This window comes from Saccharopolyspora sp. SCSIO 74807 (assembly GCF_037023755.1).
Classification (GTDB): domain Bacteria; phylum Actinomycetota; class Actinomycetes; order Mycobacteriales; family Pseudonocardiaceae; genus Saccharopolyspora_C; species Saccharopolyspora_C galaxeae.
The window spans coordinates 4,870,202-4,886,377 of the sequence record NZ_CP146100.1 but is presented as its reverse complement, the minus strand read 5'-3'; the positions used below and the strand labels follow the sequence as shown (position 1 = coordinate 4,886,377).

Genomic DNA, 16,176 nt, shown 5'->3' with positions numbered 1-16,176 from the left:
ACCGGGGGAGCTACACCCCCTGCTGAGGCGCTGGAACGCACCGCGCGGTGCTGCCCGGGCCGACTCGCCCGGGCGGCACCGCCGCGTGCGATCACTGCAACAACCGCAGCCACGTCGCCTCATCGAGCACTCCATCGGCCGGGAGCCCGTGCGCGGCCTGCACATCCCGCACCGTTGCGCGCGTGCGAGCACCGAACCGCGTTTCCTGCCCGGTGTGGTGACCTTGCGCGGTCAGCAGCACCTGCGCGGCACGCACCGCCTGCCCAGAACTGTCGACCGCCAACACCGGCGCCAGCGCCGCCCAAGCCGTGCCACCGAACACACCGTGCTCGGCCACACGGGTGCCCGAGCACGCAGCACCGGTCAAACCGCGGTCGCGCAGGAACCGCGCGGCGGCCTGCTGAGTCGCAGCGCCGAACACCCCGTCCACCGGAACGTCCCCGGCACCGCGAGCGCGCAGCAGCAGTTGCGCGGCGGTGACTCGCGGCCCGGCCGCGCCAGGTTGCAGCAACGGCCACACCAGCGGCGCCACCGCGGGACGCCCCGTGCGCGCGGCCACGGCGCTGCGCAGCTCGGGCAGTTTGGCGTAGAGCTCGTCACCGGGGCAGTCGGTGGACATGAAGTCCCGGTGCCCGTAGATCTCACCGGCCTCGATGCCGTACTGCGCGACCATGTAGGCGCACAGCTCGGTCAACGATTCGAACAACGCACCCGGCACCGACGCGCTGGTGTAGGTGCCCTCGTTCTCGATGCCCAGCGCCACCGAATTCTGCTCACCGGCGTGCGCACCCACCACGTGCTGATCACCGGCCTGCAGCGCCGCGAGGCTCTTGTGCCTGCCCTCGAGCCGATGACCGCCGCGGGTGTTGGTGAAGTTCTGCCCGGTGTCGCTCCACCCGTTGGAATCCATGTGGAAGTCCTGGATCTGGCGGGCCAGCTCGAAAGCGTGCGACTGCGAGGTGTCGGAACTGTTGGCGGTCGCGGTGTGATGCACGATGATCTTGTTCGGCTTGCTGTCGAGGACCTCGATGCTCCCGTCGGCCGAGCGGGCGTCCCAATCCGACGTTCCCGAGATCGACGGAGCCGCCACCGGCAACCCCGCCCCAGCAGCAGGCGGCTCGTTAGCGGACAGCGCGGTAGCGGGCAGGGCAGTGCTAGCGGTAACGGCCAACGTCCCGGTCAGCAGGGTGCGCCGGGGCACAGCGGGGATGCGTGGCATGGTGTTCCCTCCCAGTGGACGCCGCGATCGGCGAAGATCGCGGCTGAACCTAGGAAGCAGAGCCTGCCCGCCAGAACCCCGCCCACGTGAATTCCTGGCTAAAACCCGCCAGCTCCAAATTGCGACATCACCGGGGAAGCACCTGCGGAGGAACCCATGCTCATCGCGATCACCGGAGCGAACGGAGTGGTGGGCCGCGCGGTCACCCGCGAACTCGCCCACGCCGGCCACCACGTGCGCGCCATCGACAAAACCCCCGGCACCGCCACCGTGCTCGCCGACGCCTGCGACCACGACGACCTGTCCGCGGCCGTGGACGGCGCCGACGCCATCGTGCACCTGGCCGGCCTGCGCTCCCCGCACGTCGCCGACCCGGCCACCGTGCACCACACCAACGTCGTGGCCAGCTACAACGCCCTGACCATCGCGGCCGAACACGGCATCACCAAGATCTGCACCGCCTCCAGCATCAACGCCGTCGGCGGCGCCTACAGCCGCCGCGCCCACTACGACTACTTCCCGGTCGACGAGCGGCACCCGACCTACAACGAAGACCCCTACAGCCTGTCGAAATGGATCGCCGAAGCCCAAGCCGACAGCCTCGCCCGCCGCCACCCCGAACTGAGCATCGCCAGCCTGCGCCTGCACGGCGTGACCACCGACCGCCGCAGCGCCATCGCCGACCGCCCCGGCCCCGACATGGTCATCAACCACCTCTGGGGCTACGTCCGCGGCGACGCCGTCGGACAAGCCGTCCTCGCCGCACTGCACCCCGACTGGCACGGCCACGAGATCATCAACATCGTCGCCGCCGACACCATCTCCGAAACACCCTCGGCACAACTGGCCGCCCAGCACTGGCCACACGTACCGCTGCGCACCGACCTGCCCGGCAACCGCGGCTTCTACGACTGCGGCAAAGCCCACCGGCTGCTCGGCTGGAGCCACCCCGAACCGTGAACCCGAACCGTGCGCACCGCGTCACGAACCGAGCACACAGCGGTCCCAGCCAGGACAGGCCGCAACACCGCGGCACCGGCGAAAAGCACCGTGGCGGGGGCAGGATGAACCGCTTCGCCGAATTCCTCCGGCGACAGATCAACATCGATCTGGAACTGCTGCGCTGGAAGCGCGAAGACGAGGAATCCGGAACCGCGAAACGCTGCGACCTCAGCGTCCACCGCGGCTTCCGCGAATGCGAACTCAAAACCCGCCTGCTGCGGGTGCACCAGCAATGCGGCTCCGGCGACGGACCCTGCGACCAACTCGGACAGGTCTACCCGCCCGAAGACGAACGCGGCTGCGCCACCCGCGCCCTGCTCGGCCTGCCCTACGCCGACCGCCCCGGATACCGCCCCCGCTGGCGCCCGTGAACCGCACTCACGCCACCAGCCGCCACCCGCGCAAACTCAGCAACAACGCCGCCAACACCCCGGTGAGCAGGAAACCCGCCACCTCACCGAGCAACATGCACAACACCGCGAGCACCGCCGAAACGATCCCCAGCACCAGCCGAACCCGCGACCGCCCAGGCAGCTCCGCCTGCCGCAACCGATCCGCGAATTCGGGGTCCTGCATGCTCAACCCCTTCTCGATCTGCTCGATGCGGCGACGCTCGTCCCTGGGCAGCATCGCTTACCTCCTCACCTCGTTTCGGCCGCACCACGGCTACCCGGCCGCCGCAGATCCCTACACCGCAAAAACCACTCGCGCCGCCGGATAGCGTGCAGCCATGAGCGACGAATCCGTGCTCGTCAACTTCGTCTACTGCCACCCGGTCGGCCACGCCGTCGAAGCACTCCAGTACTGCCTCGGCTACCGCCGGGCCGACCCGCAACGCCGCATCGGCCTCGTACTCAGCGCCGACACCGCCGTCGACCTCGCACACCGGTGCAGCCACATCGACGAGCTGTACACAGTGGACCTCGACGTGTTCACCCCACCCGCAGCCGGAATCGCCGCACACATCCCGCGCGACTGGGACTGGGTCATCGACGACCCCCGCGGACACCAAACCTGGCAGCACGAACTGTTCCCCGGCCTGCGCGAGTACTACCGGCAAAGCAGCGAGCACTTCCGCGCCCGCAACGCGCACACCGTCATCGGCGCACCACAACCGGCCTACCAACCCGGAAACCGGCTGCACCTCAACCCGTCCGCCGACGCGCACGACTGGGCCCGCCACCAACTCCCCGAAATCGACGAACCCACCATCGCCGTACTGCCCGGCGGCAGCGCCCAACGCTGGCGCTACCCAACGACGACCGCATGGCGACGCATCCTGCGCACCCTCACCGACAGGTGGCCACACGCCCGCATCTGCCTACTGGGCAAACACACCGAAGACGGCCGCAGCACCACCGGATTCAGCACCGCCGAATACGACGCCCTCGCCGCCGAAGCACCCAGCACCACCTGGGCCGTCGACGTCGGACTCGACCGGCAACTGGCCGCACTGCAACGCTGCGACCTGCTGCTGTCGCCGCACACCGGATTCGGATTCGCCGCCATGGCCGCCGGAACACCCTGGCTCGTCCTGGCAGGCAACGACTGGGCCGAGTACTACTTCAACCCCGGCGTCCCGTTCTACTCCGTACTACCCGACATCGACCGCTACCCCTGCTACCTCATGCTCGGCAACCAGCCCGACCCCGTCGACGACGAAGGACCCCGCGCACCCTCGATGTGCGCCGACCGCATCACCGAAGACCTACCCGAACTGCTCCGCGGCGCCGAATGGCTCTGCAGCGGCCACGCCGACTTCGACACCGCCATGCGCCACCACGTCACCCGCGCCGCCGAACTGTTCGGACACCGCCACGAACTCATGTTCTCCGTCGACGACCTGCACGTGCCCTACCTGCCCTGAACACCCACCGCACACAAAAGGGGCCGCGTCCCCGCAAGGACACGGCCCCTCCTGGAGCGAAAACCGCGAACTCAGACCAAACCGAGACCGCGCACCGTCTCGCGCTCCTCGGACAGCTCCGCCACCGAAGCGTCGATCCGCTCGCGGGAGAACTCGTCGATCTCCAAGCCCTGCACGATCTCGAACCGGCCACCCCGCGCGGTCACCGGGAACGACGAGATCAACCCCTCCGGCACGCCATAAGACCCGTCGGAGACCACACCCGCCGACGTCCAGTCACCCTCGGCGGTCCCGTTGACCCACGTGTGCACGTGATCGATCGCCGCGTTCGCCGCCGACGCCGCCGACGACGCACCCCGCGCCTCGATGATCGCCGCACCCCGCTTGGCCACCGTCGGAATGAACTCGTCCGCCAACCACGCGCGCTCCACCTGCTCAGCGGCGATCTTGCCGCCCACCTCGGCGTGGAACAGATCCGGGTACTGCGTCGCGGAGTGGTTGCCCCACACCGCCAGCCTGCGGATATCGGTCACCGACGTGCCCAGCTTCTTCGCCAGCTGCGTCAACGCCCGGTTGTGATCCAGCCGCATCATCGCCGTGAACCGCTCGGCGGGCACGTCCGGCGCGTGCGACTGCGCGATCAGCGCATTGGTGTTGGCCGGGTTGCCCACCACCAGCACCTTCACGTCATCAGCGGCACCCGCGTTGATCGCCTCGCCCTGCGGCTTGAAGATGCCGCCGTTGGCCTCCAGCAGGTCACCGCGCTCCATGCCCTTCGTGCGCGGCCGCGCACCGACCAGCAGGCCCACGTTCGTGCCCTGGAACGCGGCCTTGGCGTCATCGAAGACGTCCACGCTCTGCAGCAGCGGGAACGCGCAGTCGTCGAGTTCCATCGCGGTGCCCTCGGCGGCCTGCACCGCCTGCGGGATCTCCAGCAAGCGCAGCTTGATCGGGGTGTCGGACCCGATGAGCTGCCCCGAAGCGATCCGGAACAGCAGCGCGTAGCCGATCTGGCCAGCGGCACCGGTGACGGTGACGGTGACGGGCGCGTTGGTCATAGGAGGTGTCTTTCCTGCTCGCCGGACGATTACCGACCGCGATGCTATCCGGCACCCGAGCCACCGCACGCGAGCCCGCCACGGATCACAACCCGCACCCCGCCGGACCGATTCAGCCCAGCCCCCGCGACCACCGGCCCCGAGCACGCCCGGCCGAGCCGTCCGCGACCGGAAGCGCATCGAGACCGCCTCTCCGGAAACTGCGCACCCGGCACCCGCTCGCACGCACGCGCCAACGTCTCCGACGAACCACCCGCCGCGCGCACCCGACCCAGCCCCCGAAGCCAAGCGGGCCGAGCGGAGGCGAGCCACCGAATTTCAGGCGACCTCGGGAACCGACGAAAAAGCGACTGCACCGGCCGCCTGCGCCGATCTACCGTGAACCGCCACGGCAACAACGCACCTGCTCCGGGAAGGCACCGACGATGTCCGACACGTTGCAAGAACGCTCCGGTGCCCAGGTGCTCGTCTGCGACCCGGCCGGACCACCGGTGACCACCGAACAAGACGCGCTCGACCTCATCGGCGCGACCTACTTCGGCGGCGACACCGTGGCCGTGCCCGCCCAGCGCCTCGACGAACGCTTTCTTCACCCTGGAAACCGGCCTCGCCGGCGCCATCATGCAGAAGTTCACCAGCTACGGAGTGCGCCTGGCGATCATCGGCGACATCACCCCGCACCTGGCGGCCAGCTCCGCCCTGCGCGCCCTCGTCCGCGAATCCAACCGCGCCAGGCACGTGTGGTTCCTCCCGGACCTCGACGCGCTCGACGAGCGCCTGCAGGCGAACTGAACCCGGGCAGGGGGAGTGCGGTCCCGTCTCGACCTCAAAGTCCACTATGGACTTGCCGTGCAGCAGCGCCGAAGCACCGAGCTGCACACCGACGACGTTGGCAGACATGCTCCCAGCGCTCACCAGACCAACAGCACGGGAACTCGCGGCGGACCCAGCGGCACGCGCGGCGATCACAGACGGCAGAACCCACCAACCAGCCTCGCTGAGCCGTTCCCAGCAGCTCGCAGATCACCCGCCCGCCGCGATGTCAGCGCTCCCGCCCGGCCAAATACGCCGCGCCATGCTCGGACAACCGATACGACTGACCCGAGCGCTGCACCAACCCCAACTCCGCCAGCCCCCAGGCCTGCGACTTCACGCGCGAGACCGGACGACCCACCTCACGCGCCAGCTCGGCGGCCCGCACCCCGGGACGGTCACGCACCGACTCCAGCAGCCACCGCGTCCACGGCCCGCGCGCCGAATCCACGTCCCAACTCGCCAACTGCCGGTCGATCCGCACCCGTTCCCGCTGCTGCACACGCCCACGCTAACCCCGCCCGCAGCACCCGAGGACGCTTTACCGCCCGGCACCACGTACCGAGGCGCCGGTCAAAAGGCTCTCCGCCAACCGCTCGGCCACCGTCCGGTCCAACGGGGAATGCCCGATCAGAAGCCGATACCACAACATCCCGTACGCCTGATCAACGACAAGATCCAGGTCCGCGTCTGCGACGAGCTCGCCGCGCCGCCTGCCCCGCTCCAGCAACGTCCCTAACTCGGCACGCCGCCTCGCCGTGAACTCCGCAACCGCCACTTCGAGGTGCGGATCATCCTGCGCATCGGCCATGACCCGCTGCAACACGCGCCGGTTCGGCGGCTCGGCCGCTGCCTGGAAAGTGTCAGCCAGGAACACCGCCAGGTCCGCACGGACGGAGCCGGTGTCGGGAATGTGTGCCAGGGATTCCGCCTGCTGCGCCAGCGCCTCGGCCAACACCGCCCCCCTGGACGGCCACCAGCGGTAGATCGTCTGCTTACCAACCCCCGCAGCCTGCGCGATCGCGCCCATGCCGAACTGCTCACCACGCTCAACAAGGGCAAGAGCCGCGCGCAAGATCGCGGCGCGGGCCGCCTCATTGCGTCGACGCCCCGTGTGCGGGCGAGCGCGCTGATCCTCCACCGTCCAACCATAAGACATTGACGAGACTACTCGTCTCGATATGCTCAACCGCACGGCTCGACATCGACGGGGAGAGGAACACCGGATGGCGAACTGGTCGCACAACGTGGACGATATCTTCGCCGGTGACCAAGCCACCGCACTCGCATACGCGACGCCCGCAGGCGGTGTCGTATGCACGCCGGTGACGAACTTCGGCCAACGCGACCGCAGCACGGCAACGATCATCGTCAATAGCTCGATCGGCATGCCGGGCAAACTCGAACGAATCCGGCGGAACCCGAAGGTCGCCCTCGCCTTCCACACCCGGGCCCACGGATTCAGCGACCGCGTGGAATACGTGCTCGTGCAGGGGACCGCCTCGCTGTCACCTCCCATACCCGACTATCCGTCCACACTGGACAGCTGGGAGGACTTCGACGGACCACGGCCCACCGCACCACTCTGGAAGCACTGGCTGCGCGTGTACTACACACGAGTGGAAATCCGGATCGCCGTGGAACGCATCGCGGTGTGGCCGGACCTCAATTGCACCGGCGAGCCCCAGATTCACGGCACACCCACGCCAGCCGAACGACCACCCGCGCAACGACCGCCCGCCAACGGGACCCGGCCCTGAGTCGACCACCGGAAAACCGCCCGGAACGCCGCTGGACTACCCAACGTTTTACTGGGCTGGATCGACGCGGACGAGTACCCCTTCGTCGTCCCCGCGGGCATCACAGGCACCGATCACGCAGGAATCCTGCTGACCACCCCGGAAGGCACGGTCCCGCCAGGAGGACGCCGCGCCGGACTCACCGCGCACTCCTTCACCCGCCACGTCCTCGGTCAGCACCAGCAGATCAACACCGGCTGGCTCCAAACCGAACACGACACGGTCCGCTACGCACCGCACACCCGATCCGGACATCGGATTCCGCCCTCGCCGCTGCTGTACCGCCTCGCAGTCGGATACGGGACTCGACGCGGACTGCGCGCACAGAAGAAGCAACAACCCACCGACCGGCAGCGATGATCACGACACGCCACCGGCACGGCAACGACCCGGCGCACCGAATACCCCGCACCGACCGATCACGCCACAATCGGGACATGCTGCAGGCCTGCCTCAACGGCGCCCGATCCCCGCGCGAGCACCACCACCTGCCGGTGCGCCCCGAACAACTCGCCACCGCCGCGGCGGCCTCCATCGGCGCCGGAGCCACCGACCTGCACCTGCATCCCAAACACCCGGACGGCACCGACACCGTCGAACCGCACATCGTCGCCGCAGCCCTGCGCGCCGTCCGCGCCGCGGTGCCCGGCACCACGCTGGGCGTGCCCACCGGCGCTTGGACCGCGCCCGACCCGCGCGACCGGATCGCCGCCATCAACGGCTGGACCGTGCTTCCCGACCACGCCTCGGTCAACTGGCACGAAGCCGGTGCCGACGACATCGCCCGCGCGCTGCTCGATCGCGGAATCGCCGTCGAAGCGGGCATCTTCTCCGGCACCGACGCGCACGAGAACTTCAACCGCTCACCACTGCGCGATCGCGTGCTGCGCGTGCTGGCCATCGTCACCGACCCCACCCACCGCGGCGCCCGCAAGACCGCCACCGCACTGCTCGAACGCATCGGGAACCCGCAGGCGCCGGTCCTGCTGCACGGCTCGGCGGCAGGCACCTGGCCGGTGCTCAACCTCGCCGTCGAACGTGGTCTCGACACCCGCATCGGCCTCGAAGACACGCTGCAACTTCCGGACGGCGAGATCACTTCGGACAACGCGGCACTGGTCACCGCTGCGGTCGCGCTGCGCAACGCCCGCCGACGCTGAACCAGTCATCCGCTGCCTGGACCCGACTGGATCCCACCCGGTTCGCGGGCAGGGGAGAGGGCGTTGAAAACGCGCTCGCGGAGCAGCTCGTAGTGCTCGTTCATCCGTTTCAGCGGACCGCGGGTGATCGTCGTACCGGGGCCGACGATCTCGTGCGCCGCGAACTGCTCGCGGGTCAGGTCGAGTTCGACGCCGCCGGGCAGCAAGTTCCACCAGTGGTAGTCGACCCATTCGCCGTTGATGCGCACCTCACCACGCATGAGATGACCGCTGAACAAGTCGTGCAACACCAGTGCGGTCACGCCGCATTGGCCGCGCGCGGGGTTGGCGGGGGACCAATGCGGCAGGTCTTCGGGAGCGCAGGTGTCCGCACCCCATGCCGCTCGGACCCGCTGTTCCACGTCGATCAACGTCCACGTCATGTGCCATGTGTACTCCGGCTCACCGACAGCGGTGCCGGCAGCGAGCGGTAGTGGCAGCCGGGGAAGCGGGTGCGGCGACCCGCGATAACTCTTACTTAACATAATGTAGATTATCGGCGTTTTGCCGACCTGCGAGAACATGGCGAGAGGGGCTGCGAACGGCCGTTCGGGACGGGCTGAACGTTCGCGTGCGCGGCGGGCCGGTGCACCGAGCGGCGCGCGAGCACGAGCGCTCGTGCGGATGGGCTCGGTCGGCGCAGCGGCCGCACGCCGTGCGGCGGCCGGTGAGCATGTCCGCGGCAGGCCCGCTCCATGCGGCCTGCGACGCTTCCGGCGTTCGAGCGGTCGGCGCTCTCCTTGCGGCGAGGCCGCCACCTCTCCCTAATAACGTCACCGTGACGGTATTACGAAGACGGAGACTCGCAGCTCAACGAGGCGATGGACACCCACAGCTCGAAGTCGATCTTGCCGGCCGGACGATGCCGGCTTCGAGCACGAGCTGCGCACCGGGCCGCAACTGCCGCGGGACGAGCGCCGACGAGCCGATCCGGGCGAACCGATGCCGCCGACGCGCCATCCCCTGGCACTGAGGCGCCGGCAACCGGAACCGTTTCCCCATTTGATGGATAATGAACGTTATCCATCAAACTGAGCTCTTCCGCGCGGCCGCGGCGATCAGCGGCACTGCCCGGAACGTCGCTACGACGGACCGAGGCCGAGGCCGCTCAACCGCGCACCTATACCTCGCACTGCCAGGCGCCCGGCGTGGCTTCGACCACTACCCCGCTACCAGCGTCGACGCCCCGGCTCGACGATGACAAATTTGCCGAATGAGTCAGGACGACCCGGTCGCCGAGTTCTCCGCGCACCGCGCACGCCTGTTCGGCCTGGCGTACCGGTTGCTCGGTTCGGCGGCCGATGCCGAGGACATCGTGCAGGAGGCGTTCCTGCGCTGGTCAGGCGCCGATCGCGCGGTGATCGCGGCACCTGGCGCGTGGTTGGCCAAGGCGGTGACGAACCTGTGCCTGAACCAGCTGAGCTCGGCGCGGGTCCGGCGCGAGCAGTACGTGGGCCCGTGGTTGCCGGAGCCGGTGAGCGTCGCCGATGGTTCGCTCGGCCCGATGGAGTCGGTGCAGCAGCGCGAGTCCGTGTCGATGGCGTTCTTGGCGCTGCTCGAACAGCTCACGCCGATGGAGCGGGCGGTGTTCGTGCTGCGCGAAGCGTTCGGTTACGACCACCGCTCGATCGCGGAGACGTTGGAGTGTTCGCAGGCCAATTCGCGGCAGGTGCATCGCAGAGCCGCGCTGCGGCTGCAGGACTCACGTGCGCGTTTCGAGCCGGACCGCGCCGCGCAGCAGCGGTTGGTCGAACGGTTCTTGGCGGCGGCGCGGGACGGTGACCTCGCGAGGTTGGAGCGGTTGCTCGCCGCGGACGTGGTGTCCTGGTCCGATGGTGGCGGCAAGGCCAGTGCCGCGCGGCATCCGGTCGCCGGTGGCGCGCGGGTCGCGAGGCTGATTGCCGGGCTGTTGCGGAAAGCGCCCGACGAGGTCGCGGTCCGGGTGCGCGAGGTCAACGGCGGGCCCGCGTTGGTGGTGTGCTCCGGCGCCGATCTGCTGCTGGTGATGCTGCCGCAGGTGACCGGTGGGCGGATCAGCGCGCTGCGGAGCATCACCAATCCCGACAAGCTCCGGTTCCTCGACCGCCAGCTCGCGGCCGCGGTGTCACACCACGGCGGCCTGTCCGGTCTGAGCGGGTGAGGACCCCATCGACCGGGAAGGAGCACCATGAGCGCGAAGGTGGTCATCATCGGAGCCGGCTACGCGGGGGTGAGCGCGGCCAAGCGGCTGGCTCGCAGCAGTGCGCAGGTCACGATCGTCAATCCCCGTGCGGAGTTCGTCGAGCGGATCCGCCTGCACCAGCTGCTGGCGGGTAACCGGGCCGCGACGCTGCCGTTGGCGCGGTTGCTGCCCGGTTCGACGACGTTCGTGCGGGATTCGGCGGAGTCGATCGACGCCGAGCAGCGCACGGTGACGCTCGGCAGCGGGCGGGTGCTCGATTTCGACTACCTCGTCCACGCGGTCGGCAGCCGCAGTCCGCTCGAGGTCATTCCCGGGGCGGCGGAGCACGCGGTGGGCGTGGGCGAGCTGGAGGACGTGGTCGACGCGCGGCGGCGGTTGCAGGCGTTGTCCGGCGGTTCGTCGATCAGCGTCGTCGGTGGCGGGTTGACCGGTGTCGAGGTGGCGGCCGAGCTCGCCGAGTCCGGTGCGCACGCGGTGCGGCTGATCACTGACGAACCGCTCGCGGCGAGCGTCAGCGGCAAGGGGCGCGATTACCTCCGCGCGCACCTCGGGCGGCTCGGCGTCGAGGTCGTGGAGAACACGGCGGTGAACGCGGTTCGCGCGTCGGAGGTGGAGCTGGCGGGAGGTCGCGTCCTCGGCAGCGATCTGACGGTGGTCGCGGCGATGTTCGTTGCTCCCCCGCTTGCTCGGGACAGCGGCCTGGACACCGATCACGACGGCGCGCTACGGGTGGACCGGTCGTTGGTCAGCACCGGCAGCCGCGCTGTGGTGGGTGCCGGTGACGCATCCCGGATCACTGCTGCGCCGCTGCGGATGAGCTGCCAGGCGGCGATTCCGCTCGGCGTACATGCCGCGGAAACGGTGCTGCATTCGATCCACGGGACGGTGCCGAGGCCGGTGCGCCCCAAGTTCACCGGGCAGTGCATCAGCTTGGGGCGGCACGCGGCGTTGTGGCAGCAGGCGAGCCTGTCGGACGTTCCGGTGCCGACGATCGTGACGGGGAAGGCGGCTGCGGTCGTCAAGGAGAGGATTTGCGCGTCCACGGTGCGGCTCGGGTTGAATCCGCGGATCAAGCCCACCTACAGCTGGTCGTGGTGAGGATCGGGGTTTCCGGTCGTTACGGCCGGCCGCGACGTGCGGGGCTGTGATCGAGGGTTCCGGTCATCGCCGAGTCCGAGTTTGGGGCTGGGTTACCGAGTTTGGGGCTGGGTTACGAAGCCTGCGGTCGCGGCCAGTTCACGATCGGGGTGCGGTCGCGGTGGCTGCTTCGGAGCGCTTCGACGAACCGGTCCCGGCTGACCGGTCCGTCGAAGCCGGAGCGGATGTCGGTGACCTGGACCTGGTGGCGGTCGGCTTCGGTCGCGCCGAGCACGGCCATGACGCTGTCGCGGCGTTGCCTGCTGGCGCGGATGCGCGCTCCTAGTGATCCTTCGGGTTCCAGGCGGGGGCGGAGTCCGGCCGCGGTGAGGGCGTCGACCAGTTCTCGGGCGGCGCTGTCCTGGGCGGGTCCTACCGGCATGACGCATGCCTGCACCGGAGCCAGCCACAGCGGCAGCCGGCCCTGGTGGCGTTCCAGCAGTGCGGCGACCACGCGTTCCATGGAGCCGACGGTGCCGCGGTGGATCATCAGGACTGGTTGTCGCGATCCGTCTGCGGCGTCGTAGGTGAGGTCGAAGCGGCCGGGCTGGTTGAAGTCGAGCTGCACGGTGGCGATGGTGTCGTCGTGTCCGTGTCCGTTGCGGACTTGCAGGTCGAGTTTCGGGCCGTAGAAGGCCGCTTCGCCTTCGACCTCGATCAGGTCGAGGCCGTGGCTGGGGAGGTCGACCGCGTGGGCGGCTTCGCGCAGCGATTGCTCGGCGTGCTGCCATTGCTCGGTTTCGCCGAGGAACGCCGGGGTGGCGTCTCGCCGGGACAGGCGCACGTAGTCGACTCGCAGTCCCATGATTTCTTGGGCGCGCAGCGCGGATCGCAGCGCGCGGGCTGCTTCGGCCGCGACTTGGTCGGGGCGGCAGAAGACGTGGGTGTCGTCGAGGTTGATCTGGCGCACCCGGCCGAGTCCGGACAGCACGCCGGTTCGTTCGGCGCGGAACATCGGGGCGAGTTCGTTGTACCGGATCGGTAGCTGCCGGTAGGAGTGCCGGGAGGCGGCGTAGATGAGCGCGTGGTGGGGGCAGTTCGCCGGTCGCAGCACGAGTTCGTCGCCGCCGACGCGCATCGGCGGGAACATGTCGTCGGCGAACTTTCCCCAGTGTCCGGACCTCTCGAACAAGGAGCGTTTGGCCAGGACCGGTGAGTGGACGCCTTGGCATCCGTCCGCTTGTGCGATGTCGCGGGCGAGGCGTTCGAGTTCGTCCCGGATGGCCGAGCCGTTGGGAAGCCACAACGGGAGTCCGGCGCCGATTTCCGGGTCGGTGGTGAAGATGTCCAGGTGCCGGTTGAGGTCGCGGTGATCCGGTGCGGCGTCTTGCTGGTTCACGGAGGTCTCCTGGTTCGGAGTACCCGGAGTCGTGAACCGGGATATGACGGAGCCCCGGAGCACAGCTCCGGGGCTCGTTGTCGTTGTCGATGCGACTCGTCAGCGCCGGAGTGGATCCGGCGTGGTCGTGTGCTGGGCAAGTCGCATGTGGGCAGTGTAGAGCATGTTGTGCGCGGGCTGGTGGCGCTCGGCAGTGCGTGGAGGGTCGGTGATCAGTGGTTTCGGCCTGTTACCGGCCAAGGGCCGTTCTTGCTCAGGCGCCCACGCGCCCGTCCACGCCCTCGCGCAGAAGATCCGCGTGGCCGTTGTGGCGGCCGTACTCCAGGAGCACGTGCACCAGCACCATCCGCAGCGAGACGTTCTCGCCCCATCTCGGCTGATATCCGGCATCGTCCAGGGACGCCGCCTCGCGCTCGATGCGGCGTGAGTTCTCGACCTCGGCTTCCCAGGCCGAGAACGCCTCGTGCCTGGTCGACTCACTGGCGTCGTAGGCCGCCTGGAAGTCGATCTCGGTGCTCCAAACCATCGGCGCGTTGTTGTCGTCGAACACTCGGCGGAACCACGCGCGCTCGACCTCCGCCATGTGGCGCACCAAGCTGAGCAGCGAAAGCGTCGATGGTGGCATCGACTGCTGCCGCAGTTCCTCATCGGTGAGCCCGTCGCACTTCATCCCGAGGGTGGCACGGTGGTAGTCGAGGAACGCCCGCAGCGTGTCGCGTTCACTGCCTGTCTTGGGCGGCCCGATGCGGTTGTCGCTGGTCACTTGCCCGTACTCCTCGTCTGTGCCTGGTGAACGGCCAGTATCAGCTTCGGTGGCGAAGATATCCAGGTGCCGGTTGTGGTCACGGTGATCCGGTCCAGAGCATGGCGTGCGCGGGCTGGTGCGATTCGGCCGAGCAGTGCGGGCGAGCTCGGTGATCAGCAGCTTCTGCTTGTTACCGGGCCGGTAGCAAGCAGAACTCGTTGCCAGACGGGTCGGTGTGGATGCGCCACGGTAGTTCTCCCCGAGCGGGGCGGAATTCGCGGCCGCCGCGTTCGGCGATTTCTGCCGCGAGTTCGTCGGGGTCGTCTGCGGTTTCGAGTCGGATGTCGATGTGCAGCCGGGGCGGCTGCATGGCGGTTCGGGGACGCGCTGGAAGCACAGGTCGAGCACCGGCCCGTCCTCGACGGCGAGCTGGGTTTCGAAGCAGTCGGGCTCGTCGGTGAGCCGCTGACCGCCGATCACCGCCTCCCAGAACCGGCCGAGCCGCTGCGGATCGACGGCGTCGGTGACCAGGTTTTCCAGGTACATGGCCACACCGTAGGTCTCGGCAGAGGGCAGTCACACTTCCTTTTTGTTGCTTTGCGGCCGGTCGTGGCGAATCGCGGTCGCCGGTTCGGTTCAGCGGTTGAGGCGGGGTATGCGCTGTTGGGCGGCGTGCACGGCGGCCGGGTAGCGCGGGTCGGGCCGCAGTGCGTGTTCGCGGGCGGCGGCTTCGGTGAACTTGATGACGTGGTCGTCGCCGTGCTCGACGGCGCGGGCGATGAGTTCGTCCAAGGGTGGTGGATCGCTGTCGATGGCGGTGTTCAGCGCGGTGTCCTCGCCGCGCCGGTCGATGGTGAAGGCGAGGAGCATGGCGACGTTGGCCTGCCACAGCGCTTCGACGGTGGCCGGGTGGTGGTCGGCGGGAAGGTGCGGCAGGACGAGCCGCACGGCGGCGGGCGCGGTCACGGCGTGCACCAGCGGGATAGGCATGACTTCTGGGTGGGCTTGGTAGATCCCGGCGAATTCGGTGGTCATTTCGGTGATCAGCCGGTGCGGGTCGCCGGTGTGCAGTGCGCTCAGCGCGGGCAGGTAGCCGGGTAGTGCGTCGGGGTGTTGCAGCCGGTCGCGGGTGGCGTCGGTCCAGGGTGTCCGGTCGTCGGGTTCGAGCCAGGTGCGCGGTAGTGCGGCGACGGCGGTGGCGACGTCGGAGTGGCCGCCCAGCCGGGCGGTGCCGGGCAGTGCGGTGAACCGGGATGCCCACATGGCCAGTGCGCGGGCCAGTTCGGTCAGCTGGGTCTGGCCGGTTCCGGTGGTGCTGGCCAGGCTGCGCACTGCGTGGGCGGTGCGGATGAGTCCGTGGGTGACGCGGGTGAACAGGCCGGGAAGGAGTCGGGGCCACCAGCGTGCGAGCACGTCCTGCCAGGGTGCTTCGGTGAGTTCGCGGTGGAACAGCCCTTCCCAGTCCCCCAGCTTGTTGCGGTCGCCGAGTGCGGGGCGCCAGGAGGTTTCGTCGTTGCCGTCGAGGTCGAAGGTGACCGGGGGTGCTTGGTGGAAGGGTCGCGATGCGCGCCAGGTCTGCACCCAGGTGCCGACTTCGGCGCCGTGGCCGAGTGCGGCCAGGGCTTCGGCGGCCATCGGGCCGTGATTGACCAGTTCGGCTTCGCCGATCTCGGGGCCGAGGCCGTCGAGGCGGTCGAGCGCTTCGTGCATCGCGTCGGTGTAGGGGATCATTCGCGCACCTCGGGGTGGTGTCGGGAGGTCGGGCTGGGTTCATGTTCGGATTTCGAGTGCGCTTGAAGTCAATGTCCGGTGCCGG

Annotated in this window: 18 protein-coding genes and 2 pseudogenes; 9 read left to right on the top strand and 11 right to left on the bottom strand. The window is 69.0% G+C overall.

The genetic code is table 11. From position 1 onward, the window contains the following. Positions 1 to 91 precede the first annotated feature (91 nt). On the bottom strand, positions 92 to 1,219 hold the full coding sequence (locus V1457_RS22385) for an N-acetylmuramoyl-L-alanine amidase (RefSeq protein ID WP_338596565.1): 1,128 nt from the start codon (positions 1,217 to 1,219) through the stop codon (positions 92 to 94). A 156-nt stretch (positions 1,220 to 1,375) separates the two neighbouring features. Here V1457_RS22385 and V1457_RS22380 point away from each other — a divergent pair, with 156 nt between their 5' ends. After that, on the top strand, positions 1,376 to 2,179 hold the full coding sequence (locus tag V1457_RS22380) for an NAD(P)-dependent oxidoreductase (RefSeq protein ID WP_338596563.1): 804 nt from the start codon (positions 1,376 to 1,378) through the stop codon (positions 2,177 to 2,179). Positions 2,180 to 2,283: 104 nt separating this feature from the next. Further along, on the top strand, positions 2,284 to 2,592 hold the full coding sequence (locus V1457_RS22375) for a DUF6221 family protein (protein ID WP_295145402.1): 309 nt from the start codon (positions 2,284 to 2,286) through the stop codon (positions 2,590 to 2,592). Between the two features lie 7 nt (positions 2,593 to 2,599). Here V1457_RS22375 and V1457_RS22370 read toward each other — a convergent pair whose 3' ends face one another. Further along, positions 2,600 to 2,851, bottom strand: coding sequence for a DUF3040 domain-containing protein (locus V1457_RS22370; protein ID WP_295145399.1), 252 nt, complete (start codon positions 2,849 to 2,851; stop codon positions 2,600 to 2,602). A gap of 100 nt (positions 2,852 to 2,951) precedes the next feature. Here V1457_RS22370 and V1457_RS22365 point away from each other — a divergent pair, with 100 nt between their 5' ends. After that, positions 2,952 to 4,088, top strand: a complete 1,137-nt coding sequence (locus V1457_RS22365; protein WP_338596561.1) for a hypothetical protein — start codon at positions 2,952 to 2,954, stop codon at positions 4,086 to 4,088. Between the two features lie 71 nt (positions 4,089 to 4,159). Here the strand turns inward: V1457_RS22365 and V1457_RS22360 are convergent, their stop codons facing one another. Further along, positions 4,160 to 5,146, bottom strand: coding sequence for a malate dehydrogenase (locus V1457_RS22360; protein WP_200072489.1), 987 nt, complete (start codon positions 5,144 to 5,146; stop codon positions 4,160 to 4,162). Positions 5,147 to 5,187: 41 nt separating this feature from the next. Here V1457_RS22360 and V1457_RS22355 point away from each other — a divergent pair. Continuing rightward, a pseudogene (locus V1457_RS22355) lies at positions 5,188 to 5,679 on the top strand (hypothetical protein); the annotation flags it as partial. Positions 5,680 to 5,767: 88 nt separating this feature from the next. Beyond that, on the top strand, positions 5,768 to 5,938 hold the full coding sequence (locus V1457_RS22350) for a DUF4180 domain-containing protein (protein ID WP_338596558.1): 171 nt from the start codon (positions 5,768 to 5,770) through the stop codon (positions 5,936 to 5,938). Positions 5,939 to 6,188: 250 nt separating this feature from the next. Here the strand turns inward: V1457_RS22350 and V1457_RS22345 are convergent, their stop codons facing one another. Both V1457_RS22345 and V1457_RS22340 read right to left on the bottom strand, forming a co-directional pair. After that, positions 6,189 to 6,461 (bottom strand): hypothetical protein, encoded by a 273-nt coding sequence (locus tag V1457_RS22345; protein WP_338596556.1) that lies wholly within the window; start codon positions 6,459 to 6,461, stop codon positions 6,189 to 6,191. Positions 6,462 to 6,500: 39 nt separating this feature from the next. Beyond that, positions 6,501 to 7,100 (bottom strand): TetR/AcrR family transcriptional regulator C-terminal ligand-binding domain-containing protein, encoded by a 600-nt coding sequence (locus V1457_RS22340; RefSeq protein WP_338596554.1) that lies wholly within the window; start codon positions 7,098 to 7,100, stop codon positions 6,501 to 6,503. 85 nt (positions 7,101 to 7,185) lie between these two features. Here V1457_RS22340 and V1457_RS22335 point away from each other — a divergent pair, with 85 nt between their 5' ends. Beyond that, positions 7,186 to 7,719 (top strand): pyridoxamine 5'-phosphate oxidase family protein, encoded by a 534-nt coding sequence (locus V1457_RS22335; RefSeq protein ID WP_338596552.1) that lies wholly within the window; start codon positions 7,186 to 7,188, stop codon positions 7,717 to 7,719. A 48-nt stretch (positions 7,720 to 7,767) separates the two neighbouring features. On the opposite strand, the gene V1457_RS22330 is transcribed toward V1457_RS22335, so the two are convergent. Next, positions 7,768 to 7,974 (bottom strand): hypothetical protein, encoded by a 207-nt coding sequence (locus tag V1457_RS22330; protein ID WP_338596550.1) that lies wholly within the window; start codon positions 7,972 to 7,974, stop codon positions 7,768 to 7,770. Positions 7,975 to 8,195: 221 nt separating this feature from the next. On the opposite strand from V1457_RS22330, the gene V1457_RS22325 reads away from it, so the two are divergent. After that, on the top strand, positions 8,196 to 8,918 hold the full coding sequence (locus V1457_RS22325; RefSeq protein ID WP_338596548.1) for a 3-keto-5-aminohexanoate cleavage protein: 723 nt from the start codon (positions 8,196 to 8,198) through the stop codon (positions 8,916 to 8,918). 5 nt (positions 8,919 to 8,923) lie between these two features. On the opposite strand, the gene V1457_RS22320 is transcribed toward V1457_RS22325, so the two are convergent. Next, positions 8,924 to 9,340, bottom strand: a complete 417-nt coding sequence (locus tag V1457_RS22320; protein ID WP_338596546.1) for a hypothetical protein — start codon at positions 9,338 to 9,340, stop codon at positions 8,924 to 8,926. A gap of 830 nt (positions 9,341 to 10,170) precedes the next feature. Between V1457_RS22320 and V1457_RS22315 the strand changes: the two genes are divergently transcribed. Both V1457_RS22315 and V1457_RS22310 read left to right on the top strand, forming a co-directional pair. Beyond that, entirely contained in the window at positions 10,171 to 11,097 is a 927-nt protein-coding gene (locus V1457_RS22315) for an RNA polymerase sigma-70 factor (protein WP_338596544.1), read from the top strand. Positions 11,098 to 11,124: 27 nt separating this feature from the next. Then, positions 11,125 to 12,237, top strand: coding sequence for an NAD(P)/FAD-dependent oxidoreductase (locus V1457_RS22310; RefSeq protein ID WP_200072483.1), 1,113 nt, complete (start codon positions 11,125 to 11,127; stop codon positions 12,235 to 12,237). A gap of 112 nt (positions 12,238 to 12,349) precedes the next feature. Here V1457_RS22310 and thrS read toward each other — a convergent pair whose 3' ends face one another. The 4 genes and pseudogenes from thrS to V1457_RS22295 all read right to left on the bottom strand — a co-directional run bounded on the left by thrS (position 12,350) and on the right by V1457_RS22295 (position 16,091). Then, positions 12,350 to 13,615, bottom strand: coding sequence for a threonine--tRNA ligase (thrS, locus tag V1457_RS22305; RefSeq protein WP_338596541.1), 1,266 nt, complete (start codon positions 13,613 to 13,615; stop codon positions 12,350 to 12,352). A gap of 253 nt (positions 13,616 to 13,868) precedes the next feature. Beyond that, a complete protein-coding gene (locus V1457_RS22300) occupies positions 13,869 to 14,378 on the bottom strand; it encodes a DinB family protein (RefSeq protein ID WP_295151039.1) in 510 nt (169 codons plus the stop codon). Positions 14,379 to 14,550: 172 nt separating this feature from the next. Next, a pseudogene (locus V1457_RS30660) lies at positions 14,551 to 14,906 on the bottom strand (VOC family protein). A 90-nt stretch (positions 14,907 to 14,996) separates the two neighbouring features. Continuing rightward, entirely contained in the window at positions 14,997 to 16,091 is a 1,095-nt protein-coding gene (locus tag V1457_RS22295) for a questin oxidase family protein (RefSeq protein WP_338596539.1), read from the bottom strand. Between the last annotated feature and the right edge of the window lie 85 nt (positions 16,092 to 16,176).

Coding starts and splice junctions, on each gene's coding strand:
- V1457_RS22385 (WP_338596565.1), bottom strand. CDS start 1,219: ATGCCACGCATCCCCGCTGTGCCCCGGCGCACCCTGCTGACCGGGACG.
- V1457_RS22380 (WP_338596563.1), top strand. CDS start 1,376: ATGCTCATCGCGATCACCGGAGCGAACGGAGTGGTGGGCCGCGCGGTC.
- V1457_RS22375 (WP_295145402.1), top strand. CDS start 2,284: ATGAACCGCTTCGCCGAATTCCTCCGGCGACAGATCAACATCGATCTG.
- V1457_RS22370 (WP_295145399.1), bottom strand. CDS start 2,851: ATGCTGCCCAGGGACGAGCGTCGCCGCATCGAGCAGATCGAGAAGGGG.
- V1457_RS22365 (WP_338596561.1), top strand. CDS start 2,952: ATGAGCGACGAATCCGTGCTCGTCAACTTCGTCTACTGCCACCCGGTC.
- V1457_RS22360 (WP_200072489.1), bottom strand. CDS start 5,146: ATGACCAACGCGCCCGTCACCGTCACCGTCACCGGTGCCGCTGGCCAG.
- V1457_RS22350 (WP_338596558.1), top strand. CDS start 5,768: ATGCAGAAGTTCACCAGCTACGGAGTGCGCCTGGCGATCATCGGCGAC.
- V1457_RS22335 (WP_338596552.1), top strand. CDS start 7,186: ATGGCGAACTGGTCGCACAACGTGGACGATATCTTCGCCGGTGACCAA.
- V1457_RS22325 (WP_338596548.1), top strand. CDS start 8,196: ATGCTGCAGGCCTGCCTCAACGGCGCCCGATCCCCGCGCGAGCACCAC.
- V1457_RS22320 (WP_338596546.1), bottom strand. CDS start 9,340: ATGACGTGGACGTTGATCGACGTGGAACAGCGGGTCCGAGCGGCATGG.
- V1457_RS22315 (WP_338596544.1), top strand. CDS start 10,171: ATGAGTCAGGACGACCCGGTCGCCGAGTTCTCCGCGCACCGCGCACGC.
- V1457_RS22310 (WP_200072483.1), top strand. CDS start 11,125: ATGAGCGCGAAGGTGGTCATCATCGGAGCCGGCTACGCGGGGGTGAGC.
- V1457_RS22295 (WP_338596539.1), bottom strand. CDS start 16,091: ATGATCCCCTACACCGACGCGATGCACGAAGCGCTCGACCGCCTCGAC.